Source organism: uncultured Corynebacterium sp. (genome assembly GCF_945649885.1).
Lineage (GTDB): Bacteria > Actinomycetota > Actinomycetes > Mycobacteriales > Mycobacteriaceae > Corynebacterium.
In genome coordinates, this window is record NZ_CALZFS010000004.1 from 1 (window position 1) to 14943 (window position 14943).

General features: G+C 57.0%; 14 protein-coding genes, 2 tRNA genes and 1 pseudogene. 7 read left to right on the forward strand and 10 right to left on the reverse strand.

The window, feature by feature from the left end; all coding sequences use genetic code 11:
* From Q0M74_RS00800 to Q0M74_RS00810, 3 genes and pseudogenes are all read left to right on the forward strand, one after another.
* Window positions 1-824, forward strand: a pseudogene (locus Q0M74_RS00800) (HNH endonuclease); the annotation flags it as partial.
* Window positions 825-1082: 258 nt separating this feature from the next.
* Window positions 1083-2534, forward strand: a complete 1452-nt coding sequence (locus Q0M74_RS00805; protein WP_293950830.1) for an MDR family MFS transporter — start codon at window positions 1083-1085, stop codon at window positions 2532-2534.
* A gap of 6 nt (window positions 2535-2540) precedes the next feature.
* Window positions 2541-2951, forward strand: a complete 411-nt coding sequence (locus Q0M74_RS00810) for a holo-ACP synthase (protein ID WP_293950832.1) — start codon at window positions 2541-2543, stop codon at window positions 2949-2951.
* On the opposite strand, the gene Q0M74_RS00815 is transcribed toward Q0M74_RS00810, so the two are convergent.
* Together Q0M74_RS00815 and bcp are read right to left on the reverse strand one after the other, a co-directional pair.
* Window positions 2948-3610, reverse strand: a complete 663-nt coding sequence (locus Q0M74_RS00815) for a TetR/AcrR family transcriptional regulator (protein ID WP_293950834.1) — start codon at window positions 3608-3610, stop codon at window positions 2948-2950. The two genes, Q0M74_RS00810 and Q0M74_RS00815, sit on opposite strands and share 4 nt — an antisense overlap.
* 12 nt (window positions 3611-3622) lie before the next feature.
* Window positions 3623-4099, reverse strand: coding sequence for a thioredoxin-dependent thiol peroxidase (gene bcp, locus Q0M74_RS00820; RefSeq protein WP_293950836.1), 477 nt, complete (start codon window positions 4097-4099; stop codon window positions 3623-3625).
* Window positions 4100-4276: 177 nt separating this feature from the next.
* Between bcp and Q0M74_RS00825 the strand changes: the two genes are divergently transcribed.
* Window positions 4277-4552 (forward strand): DUF3618 domain-containing protein, encoded by a 276-nt coding sequence (locus Q0M74_RS00825; protein ID WP_293950838.1) that lies wholly within the window; start codon window positions 4277-4279, stop codon window positions 4550-4552.
* Between the two features lie 97 nt (window positions 4553-4649).
* Here the strand turns inward: Q0M74_RS00825 and Q0M74_RS00830 are convergent, their stop codons facing one another.
* From Q0M74_RS00830 to Q0M74_RS00850, 5 genes are all read right to left on the reverse strand, one after another.
* On the reverse strand, window positions 4650-5213 hold the full coding sequence (locus Q0M74_RS00830; protein WP_293950840.1) for an isochorismatase family protein: 564 nt from the start codon (window positions 5211-5213) through the stop codon (window positions 4650-4652).
* A 114-nt stretch (window positions 5214-5327) separates the two neighbouring features.
* Window positions 5328-5834: a gluconokinase gene (locus Q0M74_RS00835; RefSeq protein ID WP_293950842.1), complete on the reverse strand. Its 507-nt coding sequence runs from the start codon at window positions 5832-5834 to the stop codon at window positions 5328-5330.
* Between the two features lie 314 nt (window positions 5835-6148).
* Window positions 6149-7537 carry a mannitol dehydrogenase family protein gene (locus Q0M74_RS00840; protein WP_293950844.1) on the reverse strand — a complete coding sequence of 463 codons (1389 nt, stop codon included), beginning with the start codon at window positions 7535-7537 and terminating at the stop codon, window positions 6149-6151.
* Complete coding sequence (uxaC, locus tag Q0M74_RS00845; protein WP_293950846.1) at window positions 7534-8943, reverse strand: glucuronate isomerase; 1410 nt, start codon at window positions 8941-8943, stop codon at window positions 7534-7536. Before uxaC ends, Q0M74_RS00840 begins: the two co-directional genes overlap by 4 nt.
* Before the next feature lie 103 nt (window positions 8944-9046).
* Window positions 9047-10171 (reverse strand): LacI family DNA-binding transcriptional regulator, encoded by a 1125-nt coding sequence (locus tag Q0M74_RS00850; RefSeq protein ID WP_293950848.1) that lies wholly within the window; start codon window positions 10169-10171, stop codon window positions 9047-9049.
* A 163-nt stretch (window positions 10172-10334) separates the two neighbouring features.
* Here Q0M74_RS00850 and Q0M74_RS00855 point away from each other — a divergent pair, with 163 nt between their 5' ends.
* On the forward strand, window positions 10335-11606 hold the full coding sequence (locus tag Q0M74_RS00855; protein ID WP_293950850.1) for a glutaminase: 1272 nt from the start codon (window positions 10335-10337) through the stop codon (window positions 11604-11606).
* 64 nt (window positions 11607-11670) lie between these two features.
* Window positions 11671-12345: a hypothetical protein gene (locus tag Q0M74_RS00860; RefSeq protein ID WP_293950852.1), complete on the forward strand. Its 675-nt coding sequence runs from the start codon at window positions 11671-11673 to the stop codon at window positions 12343-12345.
* A 5-nt stretch (window positions 12346-12350) separates the two neighbouring features.
* On the opposite strand, the gene Q0M74_RS00865 is transcribed toward Q0M74_RS00860, so the two are convergent.
* The 3 genes from Q0M74_RS00865 to Q0M74_RS00875 all read right to left on the reverse strand — a co-directional run bounded on the left by Q0M74_RS00865 (window position 12351) and on the right by Q0M74_RS00875 (window position 13210).
* Window positions 12351-12893, reverse strand: coding sequence for a TspO/MBR family protein (locus Q0M74_RS00865; RefSeq protein WP_293950854.1), 543 nt, complete (start codon window positions 12891-12893; stop codon window positions 12351-12353).
* 84 nt (window positions 12894-12977) lie between these two features.
* Window positions 12978-13053 (reverse strand) — tRNA-Lys (locus Q0M74_RS00870).
* Window positions 13054-13137: 84 nt separating this feature from the next.
* Window positions 13138-13210: transfer RNA gene (locus Q0M74_RS00875), tRNA-Lys, on the reverse strand.
* A gap of 418 nt (window positions 13211-13628) precedes the next feature.
* Here Q0M74_RS00875 and Q0M74_RS00880 point away from each other — a divergent pair.
* Window positions 13629-14846, forward strand: a complete 1218-nt coding sequence (locus tag Q0M74_RS00880; RefSeq protein WP_293950856.1) for an Ig-like domain-containing protein — start codon at window positions 13629-13631, stop codon at window positions 14844-14846.
* The last annotated feature ends 97 nt before the right edge of the window (window positions 14847-14943 follow it).

Here is a 14943-nt window from a genome sequence, read left to right on the forward strand (position 1 = left end):
AGATCAAAAACAAGATCAAAGCCATCCGCCTCCTGGTCGAAGATGATGGTGGTCCTGCACCCAGCGAGAAGAAAACCTTCGCTGTTACCGACCAAGGTGATGGCACCTGCGAGATCTCAGCCAGCGTTGATGAAATCCAAGGACAAGCCATCAAACAAGCCGTCCAGGCCCATGCTGAAGCCACCGGCATGAATCAAGGTGAGGCTTTAGCGGACCTGATCTTGAACAAGATTGATCTGCGGATCGTCCTCAACATCTACCAGGCCAGTGACCTTGCTCATGCCCCGGTCTGGGTCAGTGGGCCCGGGTGGGTTGATGAAGCAACTGGCAAGAAGTGGGTTGCTAAAGCCACCAAGGTCCAGGACATGGATAAGGTGCGTGGCCAACAGATCAAGGGCCATGACCCATCCCCTGCAATGCGGGCAGCAGTTAAAGGCCGTGATGGTGGTTGTACTGCCCCTGGATGTGGGGTGAGTAGTCGGTACTGCGATCTGGATCATCGGATCAATTTTGATGATGGTGGGGAAACCAGTTTCTGGAACCTGCATGAGAAGTGCCGTTGTGATCATAACGGCAAGACCTTTGAACGCCAGCGCTACTGTGTGGATCCGCTGACGGGAATCATGGTGACGGTGTTCATGGATGGCACCTGGGCAGTGACCGTCCCGGAAGGTCCGTTGACTCCAGGTGGTGCCCGGTGGGCGCAGACGGTGTCGCAGTACCGGGCAGCCCGTCACCAGCGTGCCAGGGAGCAGGCAGCAGCGGTGAAAGCGACAGCCACCGCAGCCCAGACCCCACCACAGGAGGATGAACCACCCTTCTAGTGTGATGCGTCAGCCGGTACCACCGGCGGGGGAACCCTACCCCACAAGGGGCCACTCAGCCATGCCCTGGATCAGAGAATGGATGGGATGGAGCCACAGAAGTACATGGATTGTTAGTTCCAGCACTTAGATATCCAAGGCGTCTTGGCACTGATAGGATTTCCTGGTTGCAACTGCCTTCCGTGCTCACCTTCCGGAGGCAGGGCCACCTCCTCGCGAAAGCGCCATATTTTTAGTTGAAAGGATCTGGAGCCTTCAATGACCTCCAGTGAAAACAGCATGAACAGTGCTGTAATCCCAAAACCTATTGTCCTCATCCTGGCTGTACTTGTCTTCACAGCCTTTGTGATGATGCTCAATGAAACCACCCTCGCGGTGGCACTCCCGGCGATCATGTCGGATTACTCCATCGATGCCAATACCGCCCAGTGGCTGCTCACCGGATTCATGTTGACCATGGCCGTGGTGCTGCCCGCCACCGGTTGGATGCTGGAGAGATTCACCACCAGGTCGGTATTCATCTTCGCCACCGCGATCTTCCTGGTCGGCACGGTGATTGCGGCCGTCGCACCGACCTTCGCGATCATGCTGGGAGCACGCGTGGCGCAGGCGATCGGCACGGCAGTGATCATGCCCCTGCTGATGACCGTGGCCATGACAGTGGTGCCGATCCCACGCCGTGGTGCAGTCATGGGGCTGATCGCCGTGGTTATGGCTGTGGGACCGGCCTTGGGACCATCCGTGGCCGGTGTGATTCTGAGCTTTGCCTCCTGGCACATGATCTTCTGGGTGATGGTGCCCCTGGTGGGCATTGCAGCGGTCTTCGGTGCATTCAAGATCGGTTCCATCAATGAACCACGCTCCACCCCCTTTGATGTGCTCTCCCTGGTCCTGTCCGCCTTTGCCTTCGGCGGCCTGGTCTATGCGTTGAGTTCTATTGGCATCATCCTCAAGGGTGGGGAAACCGCCCGCAATGCCTTGATCATCCTGGCTGTCGGCGTTATATCTCTCGTGGTGTTTGTCTGGCGTCAGCTTTCCCTGGCCAAGGTGGATCGTGCCCTGTTGGATCTGCGTCCATTGGCTATCCGCAACTTCACCTTTTCACTCATCGTGCTGTTGGCATTATTCGGGGCACTGCTCGGCGTGATGAATACCCTGCCGTTGTACATGCAGGGTTCCCTGTTGGTGTCCGCACTGGTCACCGGCCTTGTGCTCATGCCCGGCGGATTGTTGGAAGGTGTGCTCTCCCCATATGTCGGCAGGCTTTATGATCAGCACGGCCCCCGTCCCTTGGTGGTCAGCGGCATGGTCGTGGCCACCGGGTCGTTGTTCTGGCTTGCCACCGTGGATGAAAACACCGGGGTGGGCATGCTCGTGGCCGTCCATGTGATCTTCTCCATCGCCCTGGCATTGCTGTTCACACCTCTGATCACCACTGCACTGGGTTCTGTGCCCAAGAACCTCTACGGTCATGGCTCTGCAATCATGAACACCCTCCAGCAGCTTGCCGGTGCTGCCGGCACAGCCGTCATGATCGCGGTTTACAGCACCGTCAGCCAGACCGGGATGTCCCACGGTGTGAATGAACAGGTGGCGCTTGCCGACGGCGCCAACTCCGCATTCTTCGCCTGTGCCTGCGTTGCGGCCGTTGCGCTGATCTTCTCACTGTTCATCACACGTGTACCCCAGTACGCTGATGAGGCAGAATAAGTTCTCATGATCACCATTGGCACCGACCTCGTTCACATCCCCGCCTTTGCCGAACAACTTGCACATCCGGGAAGTTCCTTCATTGAGGTGTTCTCAGCAGGGGAGCGTCGTCTAGCATCCACCCGGGTGGGTAACCGCCAGGCTGAACACCTCGCAGGACGCTGGGCAGCCAAGGAATCCTTCATCAAAGCCTGGTCACAGGCACTCTATGGACGTCCACCCGTGATTTCGGAAGAAGATGTCCAGTGGGCGCTCATTGAGGTGCGTGCCGACCGTTGGGGACGCGTCACCCTGAGTATCGCACCGTCGTTGGCTGAACAGGTGCGTGAGTCCATCGGGGACTTCACCACGGCACTGAGCATCAGCCACGACGGTGACTACGCCACCGCCACGTGCGTGCTGACCCTTCAGCCTTAGCCAGTGGCTACAGAGAACAGGTAGGACACCAGCATGCGCTTGATCTCCACGACGATCGCCTCAAAAGCTTCGTCGGGGATCTCCGCATCGCGCACTGCATAGTTCAGCAGTGAACTCACCGTGTGCACCAGCAGGCCAGCCAGTGACATACGCTCCTCATAGGAGGCACCACGGGCCAGAGGCTTCATCACGCCTGCGATGATCTCCAGCATCTCCTTCTCCGTGGCAGCAGCCGTGGCACGGGTTGCCGGAGTGGACTGGATGGCATGCCACACCGCGCGCCGGGAGGGATCCTCACGCCAGAGACGCGCCAGGTGCTCAATGAACTCATCCAGGATATCCGGCCACTGGAGGGCTGGAACCTGTTCGGAGAACTTCTTCAGCTCGGCAACAGCCTCCGCGTTATCCACACGGTCCAGTTCACAGATCAGAACGTACTTGTTGGCGAAGAACTGGTACAGCGTGCCAATCGGCACCTCAGCCCGCTTAGCCACCTCATCAAAGGTGAAGGACTCAAACCCCACATCAACCAGCACGGAACGCGCAGCGGTGAGGATCCGGTTGAATCGCTCACGACTGCGTTGCTGAGCCGGGCGACGCCTGGGGACCAGGATCTCTGATCCATCCAATAACGCGTCTGCTTTATCAGTGGTGGTCATATCGTGTGGCTGTTAAACAGCCTCGAGGTCACGCAGGATACGTGCGACGTGGCCGGTTGCGCGAATATTGTATTTGGCCATACCCACGGTGCCATCAGCTTCGATGACGAAGGTGGAACGGATGACACCCTGGACGACCTTGCCGTAGTTCTTCTTCTCCCCGAAGGCAGCCCAGGCGGTCATGACGGACTTATCCTCATCAGAGAGAAGAGGGAAGTTGAGATCGTGGTCCTCACGGAACTTCACCAGCTTGTCCACTGGATCAGGGGAGATACCAACAACCTTGATACCCAGGTCATTGAGCTGGGAAAGAGAATCACGGAAATCACAGGCTTCCTTGGTGCAACCCGGGGTGTTGGCCTTCGGGTAGAAGTACACCACAACCCGTTCACCGGCGAAATCACTCAGTGAAGTGGTTGAGCCCGAATCATTCGGGAGGGTGAAAGCAGGTGGGGTATCTCCAACATCAAGGCGCGTCACATCAGTCATATCCTCAACAATAGCCGGTGCCGTGGACTCATGGACATCTTGATCAGGGTGTTGTTTTAGGGGATGGTCTCACCCCAGTTGCGGGAAGTAAGTAATATGGTCTCCCAGTAACGGGTTTTCATGACGCGTTAAGACAAAAGCAGTTGATCGCAGATACACCAATCCAGGAGTGGCCCCGTGGCACGCAACATTGAAGACATTCAGCGCGACATTGAACGCACCCGCCATCAGCTGGCGAACACCCTCGACGAGCTGGCTGACCGCAGTAAGCCTGCGAACCTCGTTGATGATGCCAAGACACAGGCAACCGCCAAGCTGCAGGAGCCAAATGTTCAGAAGATCCTGCTGGGTGTTGCCGGCGTAGTGGTAGGCGCGGTGCTGTTCAGCGTTGTCCGCAGCCGCAAGAAGTCCAACGATTTGAAGGAAATCCAGCGACTGCTCTCGGAGCGCTAGGGTTTAGTTTTCCCAATAGTCTCAAAAGCCCGTGCCATCGCTGTAGTCAATTACAGCGGTGGCACGGGCTCTTTGTTATTTACTTAATCGGGTGATGTCAGAGCAGTTCTGCGCCTGCGGTGTGCATCTCTTCGAGTGCGGCATCACCGGATTCAATGCCCACGGCGGAACACATTCCTGTCAGTATTCGGACGGAGAAACCTGCCTTGAGGGCGTCCAGGGCGGTGGCACGGACACAATGATCGGTGGCAATGCCCGCGATATCCAGCGTGGTGATGTCACGGGATGTCAGCCAGTCAGCCATGGAGGTCTCGCCATCTGCTTTGGCGTGGCCTTCAAAACCGGAGTAGGCGGCGGTGTGCTCACCTTTAGGGAAATATTCCGTGATGAGGTCAGTGCGGATCTTTTCATGCATGGCCGCGCCTGCTGAGTCAGCGACACAGTGCACAGGCCAGGTATCTATATAGTCCGGGGTGTCAGAGAAGTGGCTGCCTGGATCGATATGCCAGTCCTGGGTGGCGATGACTGCGTCATACTCGGAGGCATGGGATAGCTGGTAGGCGCCGATGAGGCCTGCCACCTCATCACCACGGTTGGTGGCCAGGGATCCACCGGGACAGAAATCTTTTTGAACATCAACGAGAATCAGTGCGTGTGCCATGTGGTGAATAAAGCCCTTTCACTTTCTTAAACGTTTTCGTGCGGGTTGCGCTGTTGTGCTTTTGTGCCCGAGCTTAGTGAAATGACAGTGACGGCAGGGGGATGCAGAGGTGTCTTAGGGGGCGTTGCGGATCCACTTCGCGGCATCAGCAACGATGTCTTCCACGGTGTCAGCAATATCGAAGACCTTGGCATCCTCATCGTCATCGAGGTGCTCAAGGGTGTCGAACTGGGAATCCAAGAGAGTCGATGGCATGAAGTGATCCTCGCGGGAATTCATCCGGGAAAGCAACAGATCGTAGTCACCGTGAAGGTGGACAAACACGGTGCCTGGGCATTTGGTGCGGATCAGATCACGGTAGGAACGCTTGAGCGCGGAGCAGGCGATGACACCCTGGTTATGTTCGCGCAGCCACTTGCCCACCTGCACCAGCCACCAGGCACGGTCGTCGTCGTCAAGCGCTTGGCCGGAGGCCATTTTATCGATATTGGACTGAGGATGGAGCTCATCGCCATCCTTGTAATCGATACCGAGTTCAGCAGCGAGTTTCTCGCCCACGGTGGATTTACCGCAGCCGGAAACACCCATGACCACGATGTGTGTGCTGGTGGTGTCTGTCATGTCAGTTCCTTTCTGTACGCAACGATAAGGGGGGGGGGGAGATGTTGCGCTATGAGGGGGTGAGTTTAGGGAAAGTAGTGCTGTGGATTGATGGGAGGCAGCCCGAGATCATCTCCCCTAAAAACCATGCAATGGTAGTATCATATCTTGTTTAGATGAGGAAAAGAAGAGCTGACAATAAATCTCTTCCGTGCGATTACTCACAGGAGGTAGCACGGTGAAGAAGACAATGACAAAGGCAGAGCTCCTCTCCGCAAAAAAGAGAGAAACTCTGCCTTGAGATCAGCGGACTAACCCACCAACGTTCTGAAGAATCAGACCAGCTGACCCACCTGCGTGCGGATGAGCTCAACTACCGCATCGTTCTGCGCGAGGTCCGTATCCAACACCGCAATCAGTGCCTTCACCACATCATCCTGTTGCTTTGCCACGATGATCTCATCAACGCGGGTATCGCGGATCTCCTCGGTCCCCAGGACAAAAGCAATCCATGCCGCGATGGAGAAGGCCGCACCTGAACCACTACGTCCAGTCTCAAGCTCCGACTTCAGGATGGGGACGGCACGCATGCGCTGCTTGGTGGCACCATCAATGGCGATCTGAGCCAGATTGTGCACGATCCGTGGGTTTTCAAAACGCTCAATGAGTTGCTTACGGTACTGTGCAACATTGAGCTCCTCCACCGTCAGATGCTGGGCAGCCTCATCCCACAGCGACTCCACACGCGCCCGGCACTGATCATCAGCGATGGCATCCGCCACAGTGGTGTGCCCCAGCAGCTGACCGTAGTATGCCATCAGGGAATGCGAACCATTGAGCAGCCACAGCTTGCGACGTTCAAAATGCTCAATATCATCGACGAACTGAACACCAGAATTCTCCCAGTTAGGACGACCAGCAGGGAACTCGCCCTCAATGATCCAGGAGGCAAAAGGCTCAGCAACAACAGGGGCGCCATCGTGGAAACCGGTCTGCTTCTCAACATCAAGGATCAGAGCGGCCTCAGTTGCAGGAGTGATCCTGTCAATTGAAGTCGATGGGAAACTCACATGCTCACGGATCCAGGCTGCCAGCTCTGCATCAACCTTGTCCGCCATGCCCAGGATCGAGGCCCGGGTGGTTTCACCGTTGGCAGCGATATTGTCACAGCTCATGACAGCCAAGCCACCAACATCGGCAGCACGACGGGCCTCCAAACCGTGAATGATCTTGCCCGCAGCAGTGGCCAGTGCGGTCACCTTTGAACCAGAGGTCAGCATGGCAATATCATCCTGCACCGCCGCATCACTGCCGTTGAGCTCGCCAGCTGCATCAAGGTGATAACCAGATTCTGTGACCGTCAGGGAGACAACAGCCACCTGAGGATCTGCCATCAGTTCAATCAGACGCTCAATATTGGTGGCCGGCTGCGCCTCCACCAGAGCATTGATCAACTCTGGGACATCGCCCTCACCAGAACGGGTGACCAGGGTGTACAGACCATCCTGCGGGGCCAAGGCCTCAGCCATGGTGGGACGCCGCCCGGTGAAAGACACATACCCCCACTCCGGTGCCTCTGGATTGGCCTCTGCCTTCTGGGTGTACCACACCTGGTGAGCCCTATGGAAAGCACCCAGACCCAGGTGTACCAGGCGGGCAGGGGCCGGGGCGGCAGTCACTACTGCTGCTGCATTGGTGCGATTCAACTGCGTGGATTCACTCATAGCTTGAAGACCCTCCGTGGGGACGCATCGATCAGATCGACAATGATTTCAGAGGCACGTTCCTCAGAGATACGGTGCTCTGCGACAAGACGTGCCAGGTAACCGGCCTCCACACGACGGGAGGTGTTGTGGCGCGCCGGGATGGAACAGTAGGCGCGGGTGTCATCAATGAATCCGGAGTAGCGGGAGAAACCGGTGGTGCCGGTGGTGGAGGCACGGAAGCGATTCATCGCATCGATCTCATCAATGAACCACCATGGTGCACCCACATAGGCGGCAGGGTAGTAGCCAGCCAAGGGGGCGATCTCACGGGAGTAGACGGTCTCATCGATGGTGAACATGACAAAGTGGAAGTCCTTGTTCTCACCGAAATCGGACAGTAGGGGACGCAGACCGTTGGTGAACTCCAGCTGGAAGGGGATGTCCGCGCCGATGTCAGCACCGAACTTCTTCTGTGCAGAGGCGGAGTGGTTGCGGTACACACCTGGGTGGATGGTCATGACCAGACCATCGTCCTGGCACATCTCAGCAAAGCGGTAGGTGGTGTTGGCCTCAAAGGCGCGCATCTCAGCAAGTGTTGCAGTACCGGCCAAGCCCTTATCCAGGAGCTTCTGGGCATCCTCGTGGGAAAGCGGAGTGGTGTCGGTGTCATGCATGCCGTGGTCAGCGGAGGTGGCACCGTGCTCGATGAAGTACTGGCGACGGTTACGCATTGCCTGCAGGTAGCCTTCCCAACCGGCCTTCCCATCACCGGCGACATCAATCAGCTTGGTGGTCTTTTCAGCCCAACCGGAGTTGTACATCTTGGTGTAAGCATCCGGACGGAAGGTGGGAAGCACACGTGGGGAGAAGGTCGGATCCTGGGCAAGTGCCTTGTGGTCCTTCAGATCATCCAGTGGGTCATCGGTGGTAGCCAGGATCTCCAGGTTGAACTGCTCCGCCAGGGCGCGTGGGCGGAAGTCCGGCTTGGCCAGGATCTCGGAGAGCTCATCAAAGATATCATCAGAGTTCTCTGCGTTGATGCGATCTGGGTTGATACCGAAGACGTGTTCAAACTCCTGTTCCACCCAATAACCGGTGGCGGTGCCGGTGTAGAGATCCCAGTTGGAGGTGAAGACGCGCCAGGCCTCACGTGGGCTCTTGCCCTCGGTGCCACCGACGCGGAGGTCAGCCAGATCCACACCTGCGGAATGCAGCATGCGGGTCAGGTAGTGGTCCGGGCTGATCAGTAGTGAGGTGGGATCAGAAAAAGCCTCATCCTTGACGAACATGGAGGCTTCTAGATGGCCATGGGGGGAGATGATGGGAAGGTCTTCAACGTGGGTGAGAAGGCGGCGGGCAATGTCGCGGGTGCCGGGGTCCGCAGGAAGGAGCCTGTCGGGGTTGGCAGCGTGTGAAGTACTCATATCCTCATGATTGCCCGGTGGGAGAAGCTAATTCAATTTGTTGCCAATTGTTTCAGTGGGACACACGGGAATCTGACGCAGTTGAGTGATGATTCACATGAATTCAGGAGGTGACCTTCAAGGTGGACTCTCGGATAATGAGCCTGGTGGGCAATTCACGGGGTTTGGCCATCAATGGAGCTTTCATCCCTTTGATCAGGGCGATCAGGTTGGCGGTGCCTACCCGGCCCACAGCTCTGAGGGGTCCTGCGACGGTGGTGAGTGTGGGGGAGCTGAGCACGGAGATCTCCGTATTATCGAATCCCACCACCGCCACATCCTGTGGGATCCGCACCTTATTCATCCGTGCCTGCTGCATGAAGCCCATCGCCACCAGGTCGTTGAAACAGATCACGGCATCGGTGGGATTCTTTGCCCACACTTCAAACGCTCTGCGGCCCCCGATGAAGGAGGGCTCCTCCACGGGCAGTTGACGCAGTGTGGGCTTGGCCAGGTTACGCATGCGGGCTGGTTGCAGCGTCACGGTCCGGGACACCTTGAGGGAGGTTGCTCCCGCATTATCTGTGAAGAGGGAACCCAGCGCATTGGCGGCATCCACGATGCCACGCCACCGGGTGGAATCCGACCAGGAGTTGTAGGGACCTGCGATATAGGTCAGGGAGGTGCACCCCTGATCCACCAGGTGAACCACAGCCTTGACCGCGCCGTCGTAGTTATCCACCATCACACTCGGGATGCCGGAGACCGGCCTGCTCAACATCACCGTGGGCAGCCCGCGTGCAATCTTCTGGATCTCACTGGAATCCATCCGTGAGGACGCCAGCAACAGACCATCCACATGCGGCAGGATCCGAGCGATGGCCTCACGCGCCCTGGGCACAGATTCATTGGTATTGATCAGGGTGACCATCATGTCCTGGGCGGCAGCTGCATGTTCAGCACCGCGGAAGATCTCCACGAAGAAGGGATTAGATATGTCAGTGGCCACCAATCCGATCACACCGGTATGGCGGGTCTGATCAGAACGGATATCTGAACCGGTTTGGAGATCATTGCCATATCCGACCTCCTGGGCCGCCAATCTCACCTTTTCCGCAGTTTTGAAACTCACACGACCAGGCTGGGAGAATGCGCGGGACACTGTGGAGGGAGAAACACCCGCAGCGCGGGCCACATCATAGATGGTGGGCTGCTGCTCCACACCACCGTCAGTACCCCGCTGTTTCATGAATCTGAGTATATCGCCCGGGGCGAAGTTCGTCCCCGATGCACCAGGTGCAGGCCCTGAGCACTTCTCTGGGCGGTGAGCCCAACCCGCAAACGCCAGTAGGGTGGACGTTTACCGAAACCATAGAACAGACCATAGAACCGGACCTGTGAAGGACCCAGTCATGAGCACACATCCTTTGACCATGCCCATCCCGGAATATTTTGCGGAAATACTGGACTCTGTCCGAGGGGACAGGTCTGGAGAGGTGGCCCAGTACATACCGCAGCTCAAGGTTGCAGACCCCAACAGGTTGGCGCTGGCGATGTGTACTGTCGACGGCCATATCTACAGTGCAGGCGATGATGACACTGAGTTCACCATGCAGTCACTGTCCAAGCCCTTCGCTTATGCGCTGGCACTTCAAGAACACGGTCCGGACAAGGTTTTCCAGACCGTGGGGATGGAACCCTCGGGTGAGGCCTTCAATGAATTGTCACTGGATGGGCTCACCAACCGCCCGGTCAACCCCATGATCAATGCCGGCGCCATCGCCGTGAACCAGCTGATCAACGGTGAGGACTCCTCTGTGGAAGACCGCGTGGAGAAGATCCGTCAGTACTTCTCCGACCTGGCAGGTCGTGAGCTGACCATTGACCGCCAATTAGTAGAAAGCGAGATGGAAGGGGCCGAACGCAACCTCTCCATCGCCCACATGCTGCGCAACTACGGGGTCATTGAAGATGATGCGCATGATGCAGTGCTCAGTTACACCCTGCAGTGCGCCATCAAAGTGACCACCTGCGACTTGGCAGTGATGACCGCAACCCTGGCTGCCGGTGGCACCCAGCCGCTGACCGAGAAAAAGCTTGTCGACGCCAAGGTTAGCCGTCTGACCCTGTCCATCATGGCGTCATCCGGCATGTACGACGAAGCAGGACAGTGGCTGGCCACTGTGGGCATACCGGCAAAATCAGGTGTCTCAGGAGGGCTCATCGGGGTGCTCCCCGGCCAGTTGGGGCTGGCCACCTTCTCCCCACGGCTCAACAAGCAGGGCAATCCGGTCCATGGTGTTGAGGTGTTCCAGCGGCTATCTGATGACATGGGCCTGCACCTGATGTCTGCTGAGCTGCTCACCCAGCACGCGATCCGGTCCATCTCTGAGAAAAATGGTGTCACCACCATCCAGCTGCAGGGTGCGGTGAACTTCTCAGCTGCGGAGAATTTCCTCTTCTCCATCACAGAGCATGACTTTGTGGGGGAGACGGTGGTGTTGGATATTTCCCGTGTGCCAATGTTTCGCCCCATGGGACGCCGTATGGTCAAGGAAGGGCTGCGGCGTATCCGGGACCACGGTTTTGAGGTGGCCATTCTTGATCCCGAGGACCTCCTACCGGATTTCACCTTTTCTGATGGGACGGTCTGTCGGCAGATCTCCAGTCTCAGGGAACTCTGACCTCAGGTAGTTTTGTCGGGGAGTTGCACGGTAATCTGCACAGCACTATCAAACAGGAGTTTTCATGAATAAGAAGATGTTCAAAGCAGTGCCCGTCCTGGTCGGTGGCCTGGTGTTTGGTGCAACGCTGACCGCCTGTGGAAGCTCAGATGGAGTTGATTCTGTAGAGGCGCAAACCGGCACTCAGCTGCAGGAACTCCTGCTTACTGCCGAGGAAAGTGGCCTGGACGGTGCCACGGAGACAAATGACACCGTTCTGGAAGGCGAGACCATTCCCCTCGTTGTGGTGTCGGAGGCTGAAAAATTTGATGGTGCTTGTGGTGAAGCACTCCAGGCAGCTGAAGCGGCCGAGCTGAACACCGTCGCTTCTGCGGCACGCACCCTGGACCGTGGGGATGGTGACACCGGGGTGGCGATCGCACAGTTCTCAGTGGCTGATTCAGATATTTACCCGGCACAGCTTTATGCCGATATCGCTGAGGCCTGTACCGATCCGATCAAGGATGATGAAACCGGTGCAGAATACAGCTTTACCCCACTGGGCTCAGATGTTGATGGTTTCATCTTCGACATCAAGGTCACCCCAGGTAATGAATCATCCAGCGTGATGATGCTTGAGGATCTGGGCAACCACCATATTCTTGTTGCAGGCATGGACGCTGATGAGGACACCACCCGACAGGTTTTCGATGCCCAGGTGAAGAAGACCCGGGATGGGTTGACCTCAGCAGGGGAGTAGATCCCTTAGCGGTTCTGGTACCAGATCGTGCCGCTGAGAACTGTGGCAAAAGCAGTCCACGCGGCATAGGGGAGAAGGCAAGCACCACGTCGGCTATCCACAGCCATCGTTTTCTGGACCAAGCCTGCGCTTGAAGCTGCCAACGCAGCTGCCTCCAAGGTGGCGGTCCCTGCCTTTTTGCCGGTGAAGAACAGAATACTCCATCCCGTATTGAGGACAAGGTTTACTGCGAGTGCGTCACGCAGTTTCTTGTGCTCCACCACCCTGTCCTGTTCCTCCAGATCAGCCAGGGTCTGGCCCACCACTGTTGCGATGTCGATGTACAGGGCAGTCCAGGCCAGGGGGAAACCCCACCCGGGAGGCTGGATTGCAGGCTTTCTTAACGATGTGTACCAGGCTGAGGAAGTATCGGTTGCCGCAGATCCCACAGCAGCAGTGGTGAGAACTGCTGCAGATGTGAGTCCAATGGTGCGGTAGCGCCGCTGTTTGCGCGTACCCAGCTGTTGATAAGCTTGGCGGAGTCGGGTGAGAGGCGTGAAAGTATCCATAAATAAGATTCTATGGAAACTGGGTTACGTACGCTGCAGAAATAAAAATAACCCCCGTTCCTGATGTCAGGTAACGGGGGTATGTGGTGCGCCATCCTGGGATCGAACCAGGGACCCTCTGATTAAGAGTCAGATGCTCTACCAATTGAGCTAATGGCGCATGATGCTTGTTAAGATACCTTCAGTTGGCTTCAAGAAGCAAACCGCAGCCTGTGGGAACAGGCTGCGGTTCATTTCTTCGCTGTGCGCCATCCTGGGATCGAACCAGGGACCCTCTGATTAAGAGTCAGATGCTCTACCAATTGAGCTAATGGCGCAAGCTGCCTGAGATGAATACCTCGCTTGCAACGAGGAAAAATATAGCAGTTTCTTCAATCTCTTGTAAAGTCTGCAGGTCAGGGCGCACTTTTGGGTAGATGCGATGGTGCCTGTCGGGCGACTTGCTGTAGGGGTTGTGCTACGGTGATTGGGGACTATTTGTTGCCAAAACCGTATTCACTGTTTGATTGGGTAACGTTCCCTTGCAGTGAAGCGATGATTAAAGCAGTTTCTTCATGGGTCTGCGTGTAGTCTGAGCAGTGTTTCGGCCTGGGCGCAGAGTGAGTGGCTTCGGGAATATTTTCTGCATGATTGCTGTTGAGTGTTCCTGGATGTTTGTAGCGTTATTTGAGGATCGGTCTGTGGGGTAGTCCTGCAGGCAGCTGTGTTGTGTTTGTGCCGGGAGGGCGAAAGCAGTTGAAGAGGGTTCGTGGAATCGTGGCGGGCTCGGCGTTGGCGTTGCTGACGGCGAGCGCCCTGCTGCTCAGTGGCTGCACTATTGAGCGAAACAGTCACGCGCAGGAAAACAACCCGGAGATGTCCTCTTCTGGTGTGGATGGTGGCGAGGTTGCAGAGGCCCTGCCGCCGGTGGCTTCTGTGGAAGACGGTGCCGTGGATGTTGATCCTTCTGAAGCTATCATCGTGAAGTCCCTGGGTGAAGGCCTGAAGGAAGTAACCATGGTCAATGAAGAGGGCTACCAGGTTGAGGCCGCATACTTCGACGATGAGCCAACCTGGGCCACTGCCGAGGCGCTCGGATACAACCGCACCTACACAATTACCGCCACCGACCGGAATGGGGAGACCTCCACCACGGTGTTCTCCACCGCACAGCCTGCAGCCACCACCTCTGTGGCGCTGTCGCCACTGGCTGATTCCGTCGTGGGGGTTGGCCAGACCATCGGGTTCCGCTTCGGTCAGGTCATCTCAGACCGCCATGCTGCTGAAGCAGCAATCACGGTGACCACCTCCCCGGAGGTCGAGGGCGGTTTCTACTGGTTGAATAACAGGGAGCTGCGTTGGCGCCCGGCGGAGTACTGGGAGCCGGGCACCGAGGTGACTGTCACCGCAGACATCTATGGAACTGAACTCGGTGATGGGGTGTGGGGTGCGTCTGATAACGCCACCAACTTCACCATCGGTGACCGGGTGGAAACCGTGGTGGATGATGCTACCAAGTCCATGTCCGTCTACCAGAACGGAAATCTGCTGCGCACCATCCCGGTATCTCTGGGACGCGATAACTCTGAGTGGGCAACGCCCAATGGCACCTACATCATCGGTGACCGCAACCCGGAGATGATCATGGATTCCACCACCTTCGGTCTTGGATATGCAGAAGGTGGTTACCGCACCCCGGTGAAGTATGCGACCCAGATGTCCTATTCCGGCATCTATGTCCACGCGGCCCCGTGGTCTGTGGGGGCGCAGGGCAATACCAACACTTCCCATGGTTGTATCAACGTGACCACTGAGGCTGCCGAATGGTTCCAGAATGTGGTCAAGCGTGGGGATATCGTGACGGTGAAGAATACCGTTGGCACCACACTGAGTGGTTATGACGGATTGGGTGATTGGAATATTCCATGGTCCGTCTGGGGCGAGGGCAACGCCGACGAGACTTCGGCCTGGTAGCCCGTCATCAGGGTCTGCTGGAGGGGTGGCCATAATCCCTCCAGTGATATTAATATTGCCTGCATTAATACTCTGAACTAGACTGACAATCTGTTTT